We start from the raw sequence: 16,425 nt of genomic DNA on the forward strand, positions 1-16,425 counted from the left end.
GAAACCGGATGGACGGGGTATCAACATATCTGGCGTTGACTTTTGGCACGCTGTTGAGTTCTCAAGGAACGGACGCTTCCTTCGTACTCACCCTCACGGGCTTTCCTCCGGGCGCTTCCCTTCGGTGTTTCCGACTCTATCAGATCCTTTTCTTGACCTGACCCCCTGTCAGCGGGGTTCGCCTTCCCGGCCGTTGGCCGTTCCGACGTCTCAAACCTTAGCGGCTCTCTCCGCGTTTCCCAAATCGGGGGTGAGAATTCGAATTCGGGCATGCCGAAATCATTCCCAGTGGGAGGTCGTGCTGAGGTTTTGAGTGCCGCAGTCGCGGCGGAAGATGCTGCCGAAGAACCGTTATGGCCCCCTGGCAACCCGAAGAACTCTACGTACCGGTGGGACGGCTGTCAACCACCCCGCCAAGATCCTTCAGTCCAGGTCGCTGAGACGTCCACCGGCGTCCGGCTGGGCGTCCTCCACCCGGCGCAACAGACGGGTGAGGACGTCACCGAGGGTCGCCCGCTCGTCCTGGTCGAGGTCCTGGAGGAGGTCCCCTTCGAAGACGGTGGCCATACGCATGGCCTCCTGCCACTTCTCCCGGCCCGCCGGGGTGAGCTCCACGATCACGCGGACCCTGTTGGTCTCGTCCCGGTCCCGGGTGACCAGGCCCTCGGCGACCATGCGGTCGATCCGGTGGGTCATGGCGGCCGGGGTCAGGCCCAGCCGCTTGGCCAGGTCGCTGGGGCCCATGCGGTACGGGGAGCCGGAGAGGACGAGTGCCTTGAGGACCTCCCAGTCGGCGTTGGTGATGCCGAGTTCGGCGGTCTGCCGGCCGTAAGCGACGTTCATGCGCCGGTTCAGGCGGGACAGCGCGTTGACGATCTTCTCGACCTGGGGGTCGAGGTCCTGGAACTCGCGCTGGTAAGCGGCGATCTGCTCTTCGAGTGTCGGCTCGCCGAGGCCGGAGGTGTCGCCCATGCCCGCAGTATGACACGTCTCCACTTTGCCTTGAAGTCCTTCTATGTGTACTCTTTACCTTCGAACTTTAGCTTCTAAGTCTTCAGGTCTAACTAGTGAGTGAGGTGAACGTGACCAGGGCGATGGGCGCAGCGATGCGCCGGATCCACGTGGGCAACGCACTCAGCGCTTTCGGGCTGGGCTTCACGGTCCCGTATCTGTACGTCTATGTGGCGCAGGTGCGGGGGCTGGGAGCCATGACGGCGGGCCTCGTGCTCGCCGTCTTCGCCGTGGCCGCGCTGATCGTGCTGCCGTTCGCCGGGCGCGTGATCGTCCGGCGGGGTCCGCTGCCGGTGCTGCTCGGAGCCCTGGTCACGGCCGCGGTCGGCGCGCTGAGCCTGGGACTGTCGAGCGGTGCGACGGCCGTGTTGCTGTCGGCGTCGGCGCTCGGTGCCGGGCAGGCCGTGATGCAGCCGGCCCTCGCGACGATGATCGTGGACTGCTCCACCACGGGGACCCGGTCCCGGGCGTTCGCCACGCAGTTCTTCCTGCAGAACCTCGGACTCGGTGTCGGAGGTCTTATCGGCGGTCACCTCGTGGACCCGACGAAAGCCGGCTCGTTCACCCTCCTCTTCTCGCTCGAGGCGGCGATGTTCCTGCTGCTGGTCGCGGTGATGGCGACGGTGCGGATGCCGCGCGCGCCGCGCATCACGGACACGCTCCAGCAGTCGGCCAAGGCGGGCTGGAAGCAGCTGCTGGGCAACCGGGCCATGGTGCAGCTCTGTGTGCTGGGCTTCGTGCTGTTCTTCGCCTGCTACGGACAGTTCGAGTCGGGGCTGAGTGCGTACGGCGTGGAGGCCGCCGGGATCTCCACCTCCGCGCTGGGGACGGCACTGGCCGCGAACACGCTGGTGATCGTGGTCGCGCAGTTCGCCGTACTGCGGTTCGTGGAGCGGCGCAGGCGCTCGCGCGTGATCGCGTCCGTGGGGCTGATCTGGGCCGTCGCCTGGGCCGTGGCCGGGTACGCGGGACTGGGCGACGGGAGCCAGACGATGGCGACCGCCGCGTTCATCTCGACGTACGCGCTGTTCGGGCTCGGGGAGGCGCTGCTGTCGCCGACGCTCGCGCCGCTCGTCGCCGATCTCGCGCCGACCGGTATGGCCGGTCAGTACAACTCGGCGTTCGCCCTGGTGAAGCAGCTCGCGCTGGCCGTGGGTCCGGCGGTGGGCGGCCCGCTGGGGGCCTCGCTGCACGCGCCGTACATCGTGGTCTTCCTGCTGTTCTCGCTCGGTATCTCCGTTCTGGCGGTGCGGCTGGGGCGGCAGCTCACCGACGTGCAGGACCATCCGTCGGGGGCGCGGAGCCGTGTGGTGGCGCAGGGCGGCGCGGGAGCGGGGCAGGCGACGGCACACGCCTGAGCCGGTCCGCGCGTGCCCCCGTGGCGTTCTATGAGCCGGAACCCTGGGTGTTCGGCGGCTTCGGCAGGAGGAACTCGCACCAGACCGCCTTGCCACCGCCCGGGGTGCGTCTGCTGCCCCAGCCGGAGGCGATCGTCGCGACGATGGCGATGCCCCGGCCGGACTCGTCGCCGGGCTCCGCGCGGCGCCGCCTCGGCAGGTGGTCGTCGCCGTCGGTGACCTCGATGATGAGGCGGCGGTCGGTACGGCGCAGCCGCAGCCGCATGGGGGGTGTGCCGTGCTGGAGCGAGTTGGCGACCAGTTCGCTGGCGGCCAGGACGCCCAGGTCGTGCAGTTCGGTGGGGAAGCGCCAGCTGGTCAGCACTCCCGACGCGAAGGCACGCGCGCGGGGTGCCGCTTCGACTCCGCCGAGCAGTTCCAGCGCGGCGTTGCGGAAGAGTTCGCTCTCCGCTCCCTTGCGGGCGGGATGCTGGAGGACCAGGACGGCGACGTCGTCGTCGTGGTCGGGGGTGACTCCGGCCGAGCGGACCAGGCGGTCGCAGACGACCTGAGGGCTGCCGGTGGCTCCGGCCAGGGCTCGCTCCAGGCCCGCGATGCCCTCGTCCAGGTCCTCGTTCCTCCGCTCGACCAGGCCGTCCGTGTAGAGGACGGCGGTGGAGCCGGGGCCGAGGGGAATCGATCCGGAGGCGTGCATCCAGCCGCCGGTGCCGAGCGGCGGTCCGGTCGGTTCGTCGGCGCGCTGGACGGTGCCGTTCCCGTCGCGGACGAGGATGGGGAGGTGGCCGGCGGAGGCGTACACCAGGCGGCCCTCGTTGGGGTCGTGGATGGCGTACGCGCAGGTGGCGATCTGGTTGGCGTCGATCTCCATGGCGAGGCCGTCCAGGAGCTGGAGGACCTCGTGCGGCGGGAGGTCGAGCCGCGCGTAGGCCCGTACGGCCGTACGGAGCTGCCCCATGACGGCGGCGGCCCGGACTCCCCTTCCCATCACGTCCCCGATGACCAGGGCGGTACGGCCGCCGCCGAGGGTGATCACGTCGTACCAGTCGCCGCCGACGGCCGCCTCCGTGCCGCCGGGGTGGTACGTGGCGGCGACACGCAGGTCGTCGGGTTCCTCGAGCTCCTGCGGGAGCAGGGAGCGCTGGAGGGTCACGGCGGTCTCGCGCTGCCGGCGCTCGCTGGCGCGCAGGCGTTCGGCTGCCTCGGCGTGGTCGGTGACATCGGTGGCGAAGATCAGTACCCCGCGGCCCGCGCCCTCGCTGACGGGGGTGCAGGTGAACGTGTAGGAGCGGCCGTCGGGTGCCCTGCGGGACTTCACCGTGCGGGGCTTGCCGCTGCGCAGGACCTGGTCGAGGAGGGGCAGCAGGCCGAGTTCGTCGAGCTCGGGGAGTGCTCCGCGGGCGGGGGCGCCGACGGGGCGGGCGCCGAAGGCCGCCGTATAGGCGTCGTTGACGTAGGCGATGCGGTGGTCGGGGCCGTGGACCAGGGCGACGAGGGAGGGGACGCGGTCCAGGACCTCGCGCACTCCGAGCTCGTCGACGGCGGGCACGGGACGGATGTCGTCGGAGGGTTGTTCGCCGCGGGCCGCGGGCACGGAGCCCTCTCCCCGCCGGTCCGGGGAGACCGTCTGCTCGGTCCGCGCTGCGGCGCGGCGCTGTGTTCCGGGGAGCCGGGCGCTCCAGCGCGTGAAGTTCACGAATCCTTGCCTCGTGTAGTTGTCGGCGGCCGGCAACCGGGACCGGCCAGGGCCCCGGGGGCCGCACCGGGGTGGGCGGGGCCCGCCCGCGGCGGTGGACCAGTCTGGCAGGGTGCCGACCGGGCCGACATCCGTCAGACGCCGGGCCGGCCGCTGGAGTTCCTGGGTCCGGTCAGGACGACCCCTTCGGGTTGTCCGGGGGGTCCTGAGAGGACTTTCCCCCGGCCGCCAGTTCGAACTCCGCCCGGGGGTGTTCGAGTGACCCCAGAGAGACGATCTCCCGTTTGAAGAGGCCGGCGAGCGTCCACTCGGCAGCCACCCGCGCCTTCCGATTGAAGGTCGGCACCCGGCTGAGGTGATAGGTCCGATGCATGAACCAGGCTGGGAAGCCCTTGATCCTGCGCCCGTACACCTGCGCGACCCCCTTGTGCAGCCCCAGGGAGGCGACAGAGCCTGCGTTCTTGTAGGCATACGTCTCCAGCGGTTCACCCCGCAGCGAGTGGACCACGTTGTCCCCGAGGACCCGTGCCTGACGCAGCGCGTGCTGTGCGTTGGGGGCGCACTCCCGCCCGGCCTCCCGCGCGGTGACATCGGGAACGGCCGCGGCGTCCCCCGCGGCCCACGCGTGTGCGGCACCGTCGACGGCCAGTTCGGCGGTGCACTTCAGCCGTCCCCGCCCGTTCAGCGGCAGATCGGTGGTGGCGAGCACGGGATGCGGCTTGACGCCGGCGGTCCACACGACCGTGCGGGTGGGGAAGCGCGACCCGTCGCTGAGCACGGCCATCCGGTCCGCGCAGGATTCCAGCCGGGTCTCCAGACGTACGTCGATGTTGCGTCGGCGCAGCTCGGTGACCGTGTACCGCCCCATCTCCTCACCGACCTCGGGCAGGATCCGCCCGGACGCCTCGACGAGGATCCACCTCATGTCCTCGGGCCGGATGTTGTGGTAGTACCGCGCGGCATAACGGGCCATGTCCTCCAGCTCACCGAGCGCCTCGACGCCCGCGTAGCCGCCGCCGACGAAGACGAAGGTCAGGGCCGCGTCGCGGATCGCGGGGTCGCGGGTCGACGACGCGATGTCCATCTGTTCGAGGACGTGGTTGCGCAGACCGATGGCCTCCTCGACGGTCTTGAAGCCGACGGCGTGCTCGGCGAGACCGGGGATCGGCAGCGTGCGCGACACGGAGCCGGGCGCGAGCACCAGCTCGTCGTAGACGGTCCGCAGCCCTCCCGTGCCCTCTTCCTCGGTGGCGAGGGTGTTGATGGTGGCGGTGCGCTTCGCATGATCGATGCCGGTGGCCTCGCCGATGATGATGTGGCACCGGTCGAGAACACGACGCAGCGGTACGACGACATGGCGAGGGGAAATGGCACCGGCGGCCGCTTCGGGCAGAAAGGGCTGGTACGTCATGTACGGGTCCGGGGTGACCACCGTGATCTCGGCCTCGCCCCGCCCGAGTTCCCGTTTCAGCTTCCGCTGGAGACGCAGGGCCGTGTACATCCCGACGTAACCGCCGCCGACAACGAGAATGCGCGCACGTTCCTTCACCATCCCATGACGCACCCGACACGGGCGTTTGTCCACAGCCTCGACGAATTGTGTGACCGGAAGGTCCCGCAACCGGGGTTGGCCGATTCACCGACCCCGACCGCATTCTCGCAGCTCACTCCGGGTACAAGCCCTCTCATAGAGGGGTACATTCAGGACGTATGCGACCCGTGCTCCGATCGAGGGGCGCTCCGTGCGGAACCTGCCTCTTCTGAATTGACCCCCTCTCAACTATGTTCGTGTGTCGACGGGGTGTAGGGGGCTGTGCTCATCGGGTCCGCGACGGGCGGAACCGGCAAGCCGGGCCTCTTCCACACGCCCCGGCCATCAATGGCGGGGAGCAGTCTCCGGGGGGAGACGTCATTACCGGGGGAATACATATGCATGTTCAGGACTCTCATTGGTCTTCCGCTGTCGCGACCGGCGGCGCGCTGAGTGCGCCCACAGGTGGCAGCGCACGCGCGGACGGCTCGCGCACGGCACCGCTGCGCGTGGACGCGCAGCGCAATCTGGAGCACGTACTGCGTGCCGCACGTGAGGTCTTCGGCGAGCTGGGCTACGGCGCGCCGATGGAGGACGTGGCACGCCGGGCACGGGTCGGTGTGGGCACGGTGTACCGGCGCTTCCCGAGCAAGGACGTCCTGGTGCGGCGGATAGCCGAGGAGGAGACCTCCCGGCTGACCGAGCAGGCACGTGCGGCGCTCGGCCAGGAGGACGAGCCGTGGTCGGCGCTCTCCCGTTTCCTGCGCACCTCGGTCGCCTCCGGCGCGGGGCGGCTGCTGCCGCCGCAGGTGCTGCGGGTGGGCGTGGCCGAGGAGCGCGGTCTGCCGGAGCACGCACGGCTGCCGCAGCAGCGGACGCAGACGGCGGGTGAGCTGCGGCTGGTGCCGGAGGCTCCGCCGGTGGGCGTGGCGGCCGACGACGCGGGCGCCTCGGAACTGCTCGATGTCGTGGGGCAGCTGGTGGAGCGGGCGCGGGCCGCCGGGGAGCTGCGACCGGATGTGTCCGTGTCGGATGTGCTGCTGGTCATAGCGACGGCGGCACCGTCCCTGCCGGATGCGGCGCAGCAGGCGGCGGCGTCGGCGCGGTTGCTGGACATTCTGCTGGAGGGGCTGCGGTCGCGGCCGGCGTGACACGTGCCTGCCCGGTCGCGCCGGCGCGCCTGACGGGCACGGGTGCTTTCGCAGCAGGTGCGGTGGGTGCTGCCAGGGCCGAGTTTCACCACCCGGCGCTTCCCTGTTGAACGAGGGGTGTCTGCGCAACCGGGTACGGGCGGGGTGCACCGGCGCTCATGCTGAGCAGGGGCCGGCCGGTTGCACAGCCCGGTACTTGCGGGGCGCCATCACGCTCGTGCTGAGCAGGAGTGTGTCTGCGCAATCCGGCGCCGACGCACGGCAGGACGGGCCGCCGGGCGCGCACGGCGTACGGGTGTGGACGACGGTGGGCGTGGTGTACGCGCCGACGGCGGGAAGGGGACGGGGCGGGGGGTCGCCCGCAGCGACTGGCGCGTCCGCGCCCCAACCCCCACAAGACACCTGTTCCGCGCCAGTCCGAGGACGGCCACCCCCGACCCACCCACCGACCGCAGGCGCTACACGCACCCCCACCGGACGGCCACAGGCGCCGCGGGCATACGACCGACGGCCGTCACCCACAGAGACAAGATCGCGCACCCCGCCGGAGGCGGTCAGCGTGTGCCGCCCGCCCCCGCGCCCAGCGCGCCCCGTTGCGGGGCGATTCCGCCCGGGACCGCTCGCTGACGGGCCGGTGTGCCGGTCCAGCAGGTTCCCCGGCGGGCCAGCAGGCGGCGTAGCCATACCTCCAGGGCGACCAGATCCGCCAGCCCGTCCAACGGCAGCGGCTCGCCCTCCGCCGCCCCCCGCAGCGCCTTGCGGACCACCCGTGCCTCGACCAGTCCCGCCTCCGCCAGCAGCGGCGTGTCGAACAGCGACATCAGCGTGCCGGCCGCCACCCGCAACCCGGTCCGTGCCGCGGCCCCCGAGGTGGCCGCGCCCGGCGCCCCCCACCCCGCCGGCAGCTCCCGCACCCCCGCCCCTTCCAGCACCGACCGCAGGATGGAGGCCCGGGCCCCCGGCTGCACCCGCAGCGCCTCCGGCAGGGCCCGGCACGCGCGCACCACCTGGTTGTCGAGGAACGGAGCGTGCAACCGCTGGGAGCGGATCTCGGCCGCCTGCTCCAGCACCCGCAGATCCGCCGCGTGCCGGGCCAGTGCCGCCCGCGCCCGGAAGTCACCGGGCCGCTGCCCCGGCCCCACGTCCGACCGCCGCGTCGACGCCTGGAGGCGAACCGATACTTCAGCCAGCGCCTCCCCGGTCAGCCAGCGCGCCGCCGGCCCGGGTCTCCCCCACGTCAATGCGGCCAGCGAGGCATCCGCCGCCCCCGGCCCGTCATCGTCCAGCCGCCGGTGCAGCAACCGCTCGGCGAGGCTCTCCAGCCCGGTCCGGTACGGGGTACGGGCAAGCCGCCGAGCCGCCGCGTACACGCGCGCGGGCACCATCACGGATCCGTCCGCCTTCGCCAGTGCGGCAACCGGCCGCACCAGGTGCCGCCGCTTACGGTCCATCAGCAGATCGGCCAGCCGCGCCGGATGCGCGTCCAGCACCTGCTTCGCCCCGTACCCCGTGAAGTGATCCGCGCTCCCGGCCGCCAGCCGAGCCCGGTGCCGGGCGGCGGTCACCAGCGAAGGGCCCGGCTCGTCCGTCAACGGCCCGTCCAGCTCGGCATACGGCAGCGTCGACTCCCCGCCCGCCACCACCACGTGGTGCAGCCGCGGGTTGGCGGCCAGCGCCCCCGCCCGTGCCAGCTCGTCCTCGTCCCGCCCTCCACCGGCTCCACCGGCTCCACCGGCCAGGTCGTTGAAGGTGACGGCGAGCAGCCGCTCCCCGGCTCCCGTGCCATGCCCCAGCACGGTCCCCGGCATCCCCGGCAGCCCCGCCGCCAGCAACGCCAGCGCGCCGGAGGCGGGCCCTCCGGACAGGTCCGCCCCGATCCCCGGCACCGGCGTCCCACGGGCGGCACGCCGCTCGGCGGGCCCCATCCCCGGCACCGGCCCGGGATCGATGTCGGCACCCGGAACGTGCCGGGGCGCGGCGAGCCGGGTCCGTACGGCCTCGACCAGCGCGTCGCGTACCGCGTCCACCGCGTGGTCGGGGTCGGCCGGCGGCGCGGCGACGGCGAGCGAGGCGACGGGTTCGTACCCGGCGATCTCGCGCGCCCCCGCGCGGAGAATGAGCGCGTGCCCCGGGGGAACGCGCTTCACGCCGTCGTACGGCGTGGAGTCGTGCAGTGCGGCCGGCACGTCGGGCGCGGCAAGCAGCGCGGCGAGGTGCCCGAAGTCGAGGTTGGCCTCGATGAGGTCGGCGAGCGGGAGAGCGGCGGTGGCGTACGCCGTGCCGCCCGCCCAGGGAGTGTGGAACACGGGCCGGGCGCCGGCGAGATCGCCGCACACCGTGACCCGGCGCCCCACTTGGACCACGGCCGTGTAGCTGCCCGCCCAGGCGGTCAGATGCCGCAGTGCCCCGCCCCGCGCGGCGAACAGCGCGACCCGCAGCTGCTCGTCGGAGGCGCCGCAGGTGCCGAGGACGGCGATCCGGGTCTGTTCGTCGGCCTTGACCACCCGTACCTCGTCGGGGCGCCAGTCGCCGACCGCCCACAGCGGGTCGGGGTCGCCCCACAGCAGCTGGGAACCCACGGGGTGGACGGTCTCGCCGTCGACTCCGGTGGCGCCGGCGGAGCCGTTGGGGCCGAACCCCATGGCTCTCGCGGCGGTGCTGCTCCATCCCACCAACCACCGCATCGCCGCCTCCACAGGCTGTGGACAACCAGTGCACCGTACGAACCGGTTCCCCATGCTGCCATGAAGGAGGCGCTCAGGAAGCGTGCCGGAGCCGTATGCGCTCCGTCGAATGCGCCCCGGCGGATACACCCACCCCGGATCCACCCGATCCGAACAGACGCCCGCCGCATACAGATCGCCGCACCGGTGCCACACCGGCGCCACGCAACACACCACGCCACTGCGACGCGAATGCGCCCCCGTAGCGCGCCCCCCAAACCTCCAACGCGCCGTCAACTACCTGGGTAGAAGCAGTGATACACCCGAAAGAGCGGGATCGATTTTCGGCCAAATCGGAGCGGTGAGGACCACCTCGAACACGCTCCGTACATGCTCTGCGCACCGCTGGGCGGCCGCGCAGCCCGGGAGACGGAGCACGTCTCCCGGACCGTTCCGCCACCCGCGGGGATGAAGGCGGCGGTGTCCCCCAGCCCACTGGATCCAGTACAGCGGGCCGACCCACGCACCGACCATGGAACCGCTCCCGCGATGGCCGGAGAAGAGCGCACACACGGGCGCACGGCCACACAACGGGAGCACGCCGCAACTGCGCGTATCGGACCCGTACTTCAGTACGGACCACAATCCCGCCATCCGGAAGAATGCCCCTTAACGCTTGGGATGCGGCGAACTACGCTGGGTTTACGAATGCCGCGTGGTTATGCCAGAGCGGCAGCCGTCTGTGTCGAGGGGTGGCGCATGTCCAGGGAGCAACGCGGGCCGAACGAAAAACTCGGCACCGTTCTCGCCCTCGCGGGAATCTCCAACGCAGGCCTCGCGCGGCGCGTCAACGACCTTGGCGCACAGCGAGGACTGACACTTCGCTACGACAAGACGTCGGTGGCGCGCTGGGTGTCGAAGGGAATGGTGCCGCAGGGTGCGGCACCGCATCTGATCGCCGCAGCCATCGGCCAGAAGCTGGGCCGTCCTGTGCCGCTCCACGAGATCGGCCTGGCGGACGCGGACCCCGCACCCGAGGTGGGCCTCGCCTTCCCGCGTGACGTCGGACAGGCGGTGCGCTCCGCGACGGAGCTGTACCGGCTGGACCTCGCGGGCCGCAGAGCCGGCTCCGGCGGCATCTGGCAGTCACTCGCCGGATCGTTCGCGGTGAGCGCGTACGCGACGCCCGCCTCGCGGTGGCTGATAACCCCGGCCGACAGCTCGGTGGCGCGGGAGGTGAACCCCGCAGACGGCTCCGGCGCACCGCTCAAAGTCGGCCACAGCGATGTGCAGAAGCTACGGGAGGCCGCAGAGGACGCCCGGCGCTGGGACTCCAAGTACGGCGGCGGGGACTGGCGTTCGTCGATGGTTCCCGAATGCCTCAGGGTCGAGGCGGCCCCGCTGCTGCTCGGCTCCTACTCCGACGACGTGGGTCGCTCGCTCTTCGGTGCGGCGGCTGAGCTGACCCGTCTGGCCGGCTGGATGGCCTTCGACACCGGCCAGCAGGAGGCGGCCCAGCGCTACTACATCCAGGCCCTGCGCCTCGCCCGCGCGGCGGCCGACGTCCCCCTGGGCGGCTACGTGCTCGCCTCGATGTCCCTCCAGGCGACCTATCGCGGCTTCGGTGACGAGGGCGTGGACCTCGCCCAGGCCGCGCTGGAACGCAACCGTGGTCTGGCCACCGCCCGCACCCTGAGTTTCTTCCGCCTGGTCGAGGCACGCGCGCACGCACGCGCGGGGGACGCGCAGGCGGCCGGTGCCGCGCTGAAGTCGGCGGAGAGCTGGCTGGAACGCTCCCGCTCCGGCGACAGCGACCCGGTCTGGCTCGGCTTCTACTCCTACGACCGCTTCGCCGCCGACGCCGCGGAGTGCTACCGCGATCTGAAGGCCCCCCGCCAGGTCCGCCGATTCACCGAGCAGGCGCTGTCGAGGCCGACGGAGGAGTTCGTGCGCTCGCACGGACTGCGCCTGGTCGTCTCGGCGGTCGCCGAACTGGAGTCGGGCAACCTGGACGCGGCCTGCGAGCAGGGGGTGCGCGCCGTGGAGGTGGCGGGCCGCATCTCGTCCGCCCGCACCACGGAGTACGTCAAGGACCTTCTGCACCGGCTGGAGCCCTACGGCGACGAACCCCGCGTGGTCGAACTGCGCGAACGCGCCCGTCCGCTCCTGATCACCACGGCCTGACCTGACCCGACCGGCAGGCGTCCGGACGCCCGGACGACCCGACGACCCGACGACCCGACGACCCGACGACCCGACGACCCGACGACCCACAGTACGACGCCCGGCGGCCCGCCTGCCGCGGCCGTTTGTCAGTGGCACGGTGCACTATCGGATGCGGGAGGTGGTGCAGGTGGTGATGGCACGGTCGTACGACTGTGACGTGCTGGTGGTCGGCGGCGGGATCGTCGGCCTGTCGACGGCGTATGCGATCAGCCGCGCGGCGCCGGGCACCCGGGTGACGGTGCTGGAGAAGGAGCCGGGTCCGGCCCGGCACCAGACGGGCCGCAACAGCGGAGTCATCCACAGCGGTGTCTACTACCGCCCCGGATCGCTGAAGGCGCGGTACGCGGTGCGGGGCGCCGCGGAGATGGTCAAGTTCTGCGCGGAGTACGACATCGCGCACGCGGTGACGGGCAAGCTGATCGTCGCCACGGCCCGCGAGGAGCTCCCGCGGCTGCACTCCCTGGTCCAGCGTGGCCGGGAGAACGGCATCGCGGTCCGCGAGCTGTCCGGCGCGCAGATAGCGGAGTACGAGCCGGAGGTGGAGGGCCTGGCCGCCATCCACGTCGGCACCACCGGCATCTGCGACTTCTCGGCGGTGGCCCGGCGGCTCGCGGAGGCGTCCGGCGCGGAGATCCGCTACGGCGCGCGCGTCGTACGCGTCGACCGCCGTGCCGACAGGGGAGTCGCCGTCCTGACCGCCGGCGGCGACGTCGTACGCGGCCGGGTGCTGGTCAACTGCGCCGGTCTGTACTGCGACGAGATCGCCCGCCGCACCGGTGACGATCCCGGCGCCCGGATCGTGCCGTTCCGCGGCGAGTACTTCGAGCTGGCCCGCCCGGAGCTGGTGCGCGGACTGGTGTACCCGGTACCCGACCCGGCGTTCCCCTTCCTCGGCGTCCACCTCACGCGCGGTATCGACGGGGGCGTCCACGTCGGCCCCAACGCGGTCCCGGCCCTGGCCCGCGAGGGCTACGAGCGGCGCACGGTGCGCCCGCGCGAGCTGGGGGCGACCCTGGCCTGGCCGGGCTCCTGGCAGCTGGCCCGCCGCCACTGGCGGTACGGCACCGGCGAACTGCACCGCTCGCTGTCCAGGGCCGCCTTCGCCCGGGCCGTACGCCGGTTGCTGCCCGCCGTGCGGGAGGACGACCTGGTGCGGGCGCCGGCCGGGGTGCGGGCGCAGGCGGTGTTGCGGGACGGAACCCTGGCCGACGACTTCCTCATCCAGGAAACCCCCCGCGCGGTGCACGTGCTGAACGCGCCGTCACCCGCGGCGACGGCGTCCCTGCCGATCGGGCGGGAGATCGCACGGCGCACGATGGCGCAGCTCACGGCCCGGGGGCGGTGAGAGCACGCCGGCCGCCCGCCGCGCCCCCGTAAAATCGAGAGCACTGTGTCTGACTCCGTGAGCACCCCCGAAGCACCGCACCCCGCCCACACGCCCGGTGTGCCGGTCCGCCATACCCGGGCCAAAGGGGAGCCGCGGTTCCCGGACGGGCCGAAGGCCGACCCCGCCGGGTCGCACTTCGAGCGGCGCATCCGCAGCTTCCAGCCGCGCCGCAGCCGCGTCACCGCCGGACAGGCGGACGCGCTGCAGCGGCTGTGGCCGACGTGGGGTTTCGACATCGACGGCAGCCGGCGGCTCGACCTCGCCGAGTTCTTCGGCAACGACCGTCCCGTCGTACTGGAGATCGGCTTCGGCATGGGCGAGGCCACCGCGGCGATGGCCGCCGCCGACCCGGCCACCAACATCCTCGCGGTCGACGTCCACACCCCCGGACAGGGCAATCTGCTCAACCTCGCCGACCAGCGGGGGCTGACCAACATCCGGGTCGGCAACGGCGACGCGATCATCCTCCTGCGCGAGATGCTCGCGTCCGACGACCTCGGCGGACTGCGCGTCTACTTCCCCGACCCCTGGCCCAAGAAGCGGCACCACAAGCGCCGCCTGATCCAGCCGGAGTTCCTCACCCTCGCCGCGGTCCGGCTGCGGCCGGGGGCCGTCGTGCACTGCGCCACCGACTGGGAGCCGTACGCGGAGCAGATGCTCGAGGTGCTCACCGCACACCCCGCTTTCGAGAACACGCAGGCGGACGGCGGTTTCGCGCCGCGTCCCGGGTTCCGTCCGCTCACCCGTTTCGAGGGACAGGGACTGGACAAGGGTCATGTCGTGAACGACCTGCTCTTCCGCCGCGTACCGCACGGGGAGCGGGCCGGGCACCGAGCCTGAGACCGCACGCAGCCCCGCCCCCGTCTCGTTAGGGTCGATCTCCCGTGGCCACCAGCCCCCCGTACCCGACGCGCCCCGGCGACGTTCCCCGCGGCACTCTGCGGCACGCGCACTGGTGGCAGCGGCCGTGGGTGCGTTACGGCGCACTGATCACCCTGCTGACGCTGTCCGGGCTGGTGATCCTCGCCCTGGTCCGCGAGCAGACGGGGACGCAGGGGTTCCTGGTCGGACTCGGTCTCGCCATTTTCCCGGTGCCGCTGCTGCTGGCCGCGTTCCGCTGGCTGGACCGGGTCGAACCGGGGCCCTGGCGGAACCTGCTGTTCGCCTTCGCCTGGGGGGCGTGCGCGGCGGCGCTGATAGCGATCGTCGCGAACAGTTTCGCCACGCGCTGGATAGCGACGGCGACGGCCGACCCGGTCGGCGCCGACACCCTGGGGACGACCGTCATAGCACCGGTCGTGGAGGAGTCCGCGAAGGCCGCGGCCGTCCTCCTGGTCTTCCTCTTCCGCAGACGTGACTTCACCGGGCTCCTCGACGGCGTGGTGATAGCCGGGGTCACCGCCACCGGCTTCGCGTTCACCGAGAACGTCCTCTACCTCGGCACCGCCTTCGGCACCGACCAGCTCACCGGCGGCAGCGGTGCGGCGTCGGTCACCGCGGCGACCTTCTTCGTCCGCATCGTCATGTCGCCGTTCGCCCATCCCCTGTTCACCGTGCTCACCGGGATCGGTTTCGGCATCGCCGCGCCGGCCACGGACCGGCAGCGGCTCCGGCGGGTGCTGCTCCCACTGTGCGGACTGCTCCTCGCGATGGGCATGCACGCGCTGTGGAACGGCTCCGCCGCGCTCGGTCCGTACGGCTTCTTCGCGGTGTACGGGGCGTTCATGGTGCCGACGTTCGGCCTGCTGACCTGGCTGGTGGTGTGGACGCGGCAGCGGGAGCTGCGGACCGTGCGGACGGAGCTGCCCGCGTACGCGGTCGCCGGCTGGCTCACCCCGGCAGAGCCGTTCGCGCTCGGCTCGATGCGCGCGCGGCGCATGGCCCGGCAGTACGCGCGCCGGTACGGCGGGAAACCGGCGGCGCGCGCGGTCGCGCAGTACGAGGCGTACGCGACGTCGCTGGCGTTCCTGCGGCACCGGGGCCGGCTGGGGAGGGCCGGGACGGACTTCGTGACCCGCGAACGGGAGCTGCTGCTGGAGCTGTGGCACCGGCGGGGAGCGGCCCGTCCGGCACTGGACCACGCGGCCCGCCTCACCGCACCGCCGGTTCCGGTCGCCTCCGCGCCGTGGCCGGTGCGGAGGACTTACGGGCAGCCTCCGTACGGACAGCCTCCGTACGGGCAACCGCCTTATGGGCAGCCTCCGTACGGGCAGCCTCCGTACGGGCATCCGTACCCGGTGCCCGACCCGAACCCCTACCGCTCCTGACGGGTCTGCCGCGGACGGCCCCGGAAACACCTGACCGGCAGCCCTGACGTCGGGGGGTCGTCGTCGGGACTGCCGGGGTTCCAGGGGCGGTGGGACTCAGGGCTCAGGGGTTGAGGCCCTTGCCCTGCAGCCACGCCATCGGGTCGATGCCGGAGGAGGAGCCACCGGTGTGGACCTCCAGGTGGAGGTGGGCCCCGGTGGAGTTGCCGGTGGATCCGACGCGGCCGATCACGTCGCCGGTGTTGACCTTCTGGCCGACGCTGACGCTGATGGACGACTGGTGGGCGTACCAGATCTCGGTGCCGTCGTCGAGGGTCAGCACGGTCTTGTAGCCGTAGGAGCCGTCCCAGCCGGCGGAGGTGATCGTGCCGGTGTGAACCGCCTTGATCAGCGTGCCGCTGGGTGCGGCGAAGTCGAGGCCGGTGTGCTGGCCGGAGGACCAGTAGGCGCCGGCCTGACCGAAGGTCGAGGAGATGGTGTACGAGGAGGTCGGCAGCGTGTACTGCTTGGCCAGCTCGGCGAGGCGCTCGGCCTCGGCCTTCTTCGCGGCTTCCTCCTCCGCCTTCTTCTTGGCGGCCTCCGCCTTGGCCTTGGCCTCCTTCTCCGCCTTGGCGGCGGCCTCGGCGGCCTGCTTCTCGGCAGCGGCGAGGGCCTCCGCGGCGGCCTTGGTCTCGGCCTGGCTCTGCTGCTGCTCGACCTGGGCCATGATCCGGCTGCGCAGCGCCTCGCCGGCACCGGGGGCGCCCTGCTCGGCCTCGGCCTCGGTCATGCCGAGGGTGCTGAGAGGGGTGGCCGAACCCTTGGGTGTTTCCTCGTCGGAGATGAGGGAACCCACATTGGGGAGGTCGGGCATGGAGATCGAGACCGGCGGCTTGCCGGTCTGGGCGGTGGCCATGCCACCGGCGCCGACCGCGGCTATGACGCCGACGCCGAGGACGGTGGAGCTGCGGGCGAGTCCTCCGCCGCGCTGCTTGGAGACGCGGTGCCGGCCACGTACCGGGCGAAGGGACTCCGCGGTGGGGTTCCACTCCTCGAGGGGGCCCTCGTCGAGGCGGACACCGCCGTAGGCGAAGGTGTCGTCGCTCGGCTTGAACGGAGCTTCGGGGGCAGGCGGGTTGGACGCCACGTGGGCGTACTC

11 protein-coding genes are annotated in these 16,425 nt (G+C 72.1%); 6 read left to right on the forward strand and 5 right to left on the reverse strand.

Annotated features, from left to right (window positions below; all coding sequences use genetic code 11):
- Window positions 1-423 precede the first annotated feature (423 nt).
- Complete coding sequence (locus ACZ5C2_RS07765) at window positions 424-972, reverse strand: MarR family winged helix-turn-helix transcriptional regulator (RefSeq protein WP_468787711.1); 549 nt, start codon at window positions 970-972, stop codon at window positions 424-426.
- Between the two features lie 122 nt (window positions 973-1,094).
- On the opposite strand from ACZ5C2_RS07765, the gene ACZ5C2_RS07770 reads away from it, so the two are divergent.
- Window positions 1,095-2,369, forward strand: coding sequence for an MFS transporter (locus ACZ5C2_RS07770; protein ID WP_468788526.1), 1,275 nt, complete (start codon window positions 1,095-1,097; stop codon window positions 2,367-2,369).
- Window positions 2,370-2,397: 28 nt separating this feature from the next.
- Here ACZ5C2_RS07770 and ACZ5C2_RS07775 read toward each other — a convergent pair whose 3' ends face one another.
- A complete protein-coding gene (locus tag ACZ5C2_RS07775) occupies window positions 2,398-4,062 on the reverse strand; it encodes an ATP-binding SpoIIE family protein phosphatase (RefSeq protein ID WP_468787713.1) in 1,665 nt (554 codons plus the stop codon).
- A gap of 172 nt (window positions 4,063-4,234) precedes the next feature.
- The gene (locus ACZ5C2_RS07780; RefSeq protein WP_468787715.1) at window positions 4,235-5,614 is read right to left on the reverse strand and encodes an NAD(P)/FAD-dependent oxidoreductase; all 1,380 of its coding nucleotides are present in this window, start codon (window positions 5,612-5,614) and stop codon (window positions 4,235-4,237) included.
- Between the two features lie 377 nt (window positions 5,615-5,991).
- On the opposite strand from ACZ5C2_RS07780, the gene ACZ5C2_RS07785 reads away from it, so the two are divergent.
- Window positions 5,992-6,744: a TetR/AcrR family transcriptional regulator gene (locus ACZ5C2_RS07785; protein WP_468787717.1), complete on the forward strand. Its 753-nt coding sequence runs from the start codon at window positions 5,992-5,994 to the stop codon at window positions 6,742-6,744.
- Window positions 6,745-7,298: 554 nt separating this feature from the next.
- Here ACZ5C2_RS07785 and ACZ5C2_RS07790 read toward each other — a convergent pair.
- Window positions 7,299-9,428 (reverse strand): asparagine synthase-related protein, encoded by a 2,130-nt coding sequence (locus ACZ5C2_RS07790; protein WP_468787719.1) that lies wholly within the window; start codon window positions 9,426-9,428, stop codon window positions 7,299-7,301.
- Between the two features lie 738 nt (window positions 9,429-10,166).
- On the opposite strand from ACZ5C2_RS07790, the gene ACZ5C2_RS07795 reads away from it, so the two are divergent.
- The 4 genes from ACZ5C2_RS07795 to ACZ5C2_RS07810 all read left to right on the forward strand — a co-directional run bounded on the left by ACZ5C2_RS07795 (window position 10,167) and on the right by ACZ5C2_RS07810 (window position 15,287).
- Entirely contained in the window at window positions 10,167-11,591 is a 1,425-nt protein-coding gene (locus ACZ5C2_RS07795; RefSeq protein ID WP_468787721.1) for an MFS transporter, read from the forward strand.
- A 151-nt stretch (window positions 11,592-11,742) separates the two neighbouring features.
- Window positions 11,743-12,978, forward strand: a complete 1,236-nt coding sequence (gene lhgO, locus ACZ5C2_RS07800; protein WP_468787723.1) for an L-2-hydroxyglutarate oxidase — start codon at window positions 11,743-11,745, stop codon at window positions 12,976-12,978.
- A 45-nt stretch (window positions 12,979-13,023) separates the two neighbouring features.
- Window positions 13,024-13,860: a tRNA (guanosine(46)-N7)-methyltransferase TrmB gene (gene trmB, locus ACZ5C2_RS07805; RefSeq protein WP_468787725.1), complete on the forward strand. Its 837-nt coding sequence runs from the start codon at window positions 13,024-13,026 to the stop codon at window positions 13,858-13,860.
- A gap of 44 nt (window positions 13,861-13,904) precedes the next feature.
- Window positions 13,905-15,287 (forward strand): PrsW family glutamic-type intramembrane protease, encoded by a 1,383-nt coding sequence (locus ACZ5C2_RS07810; protein ID WP_468787727.1) that lies wholly within the window; start codon window positions 13,905-13,907, stop codon window positions 15,285-15,287.
- 103 nt (window positions 15,288-15,390) lie between these two features.
- Here ACZ5C2_RS07810 and ACZ5C2_RS07815 read toward each other — a convergent pair whose 3' ends face one another.
- Complete coding sequence (locus ACZ5C2_RS07815; RefSeq protein ID WP_468787729.1) at window positions 15,391-16,413, reverse strand: M23 family metallopeptidase; 1,023 nt, start codon at window positions 16,411-16,413, stop codon at window positions 15,391-15,393.
- Window positions 16,414-16,425 lie beyond the last annotated feature (12 nt).

It is taken from the genome of Streptomyces sp. NPDC031365, assembly GCF_055569765.1.

Bases quoted from the DNA above. Each gene is read 5' to 3' on its own strand.
- ACZ5C2_RS07765 (WP_468787711.1), bottom strand. From the start codon at position 972: ATGGGCGACACCTCCGGCCTCGGCGAGCCGACACTCGAAGAGCAGATC.
- ACZ5C2_RS07770 (WP_468788526.1), top strand. From the start codon at position 1,095: ATGGGCGCAGCGATGCGCCGGATCCACGTGGGCAACGCACTCAGCGCT.
- ACZ5C2_RS07780 (WP_468787715.1), bottom strand. From the start codon at position 5,614: ATGGTGAAGGAACGTGCGCGCATTCTCGTTGTCGGCGGCGGTTACGTC.
- ACZ5C2_RS07785 (WP_468787717.1), top strand. From the start codon at position 5,992: ATGCATGTTCAGGACTCTCATTGGTCTTCCGCTGTCGCGACCGGCGGC.
- ACZ5C2_RS07790 (WP_468787719.1), bottom strand. From the start codon at position 9,428: ATGCGGTGGTTGGTGGGATGGAGCAGCACCGCCGCGAGAGCCATGGGG.
- ACZ5C2_RS07795 (WP_468787721.1), top strand. From the start codon at position 10,167: ATGTCCAGGGAGCAACGCGGGCCGAACGAAAAACTCGGCACCGTTCTC.
- lhgO (WP_468787723.1), top strand. From the start codon at position 11,743: ATGCGGGAGGTGGTGCAGGTGGTGATGGCACGGTCGTACGACTGTGAC.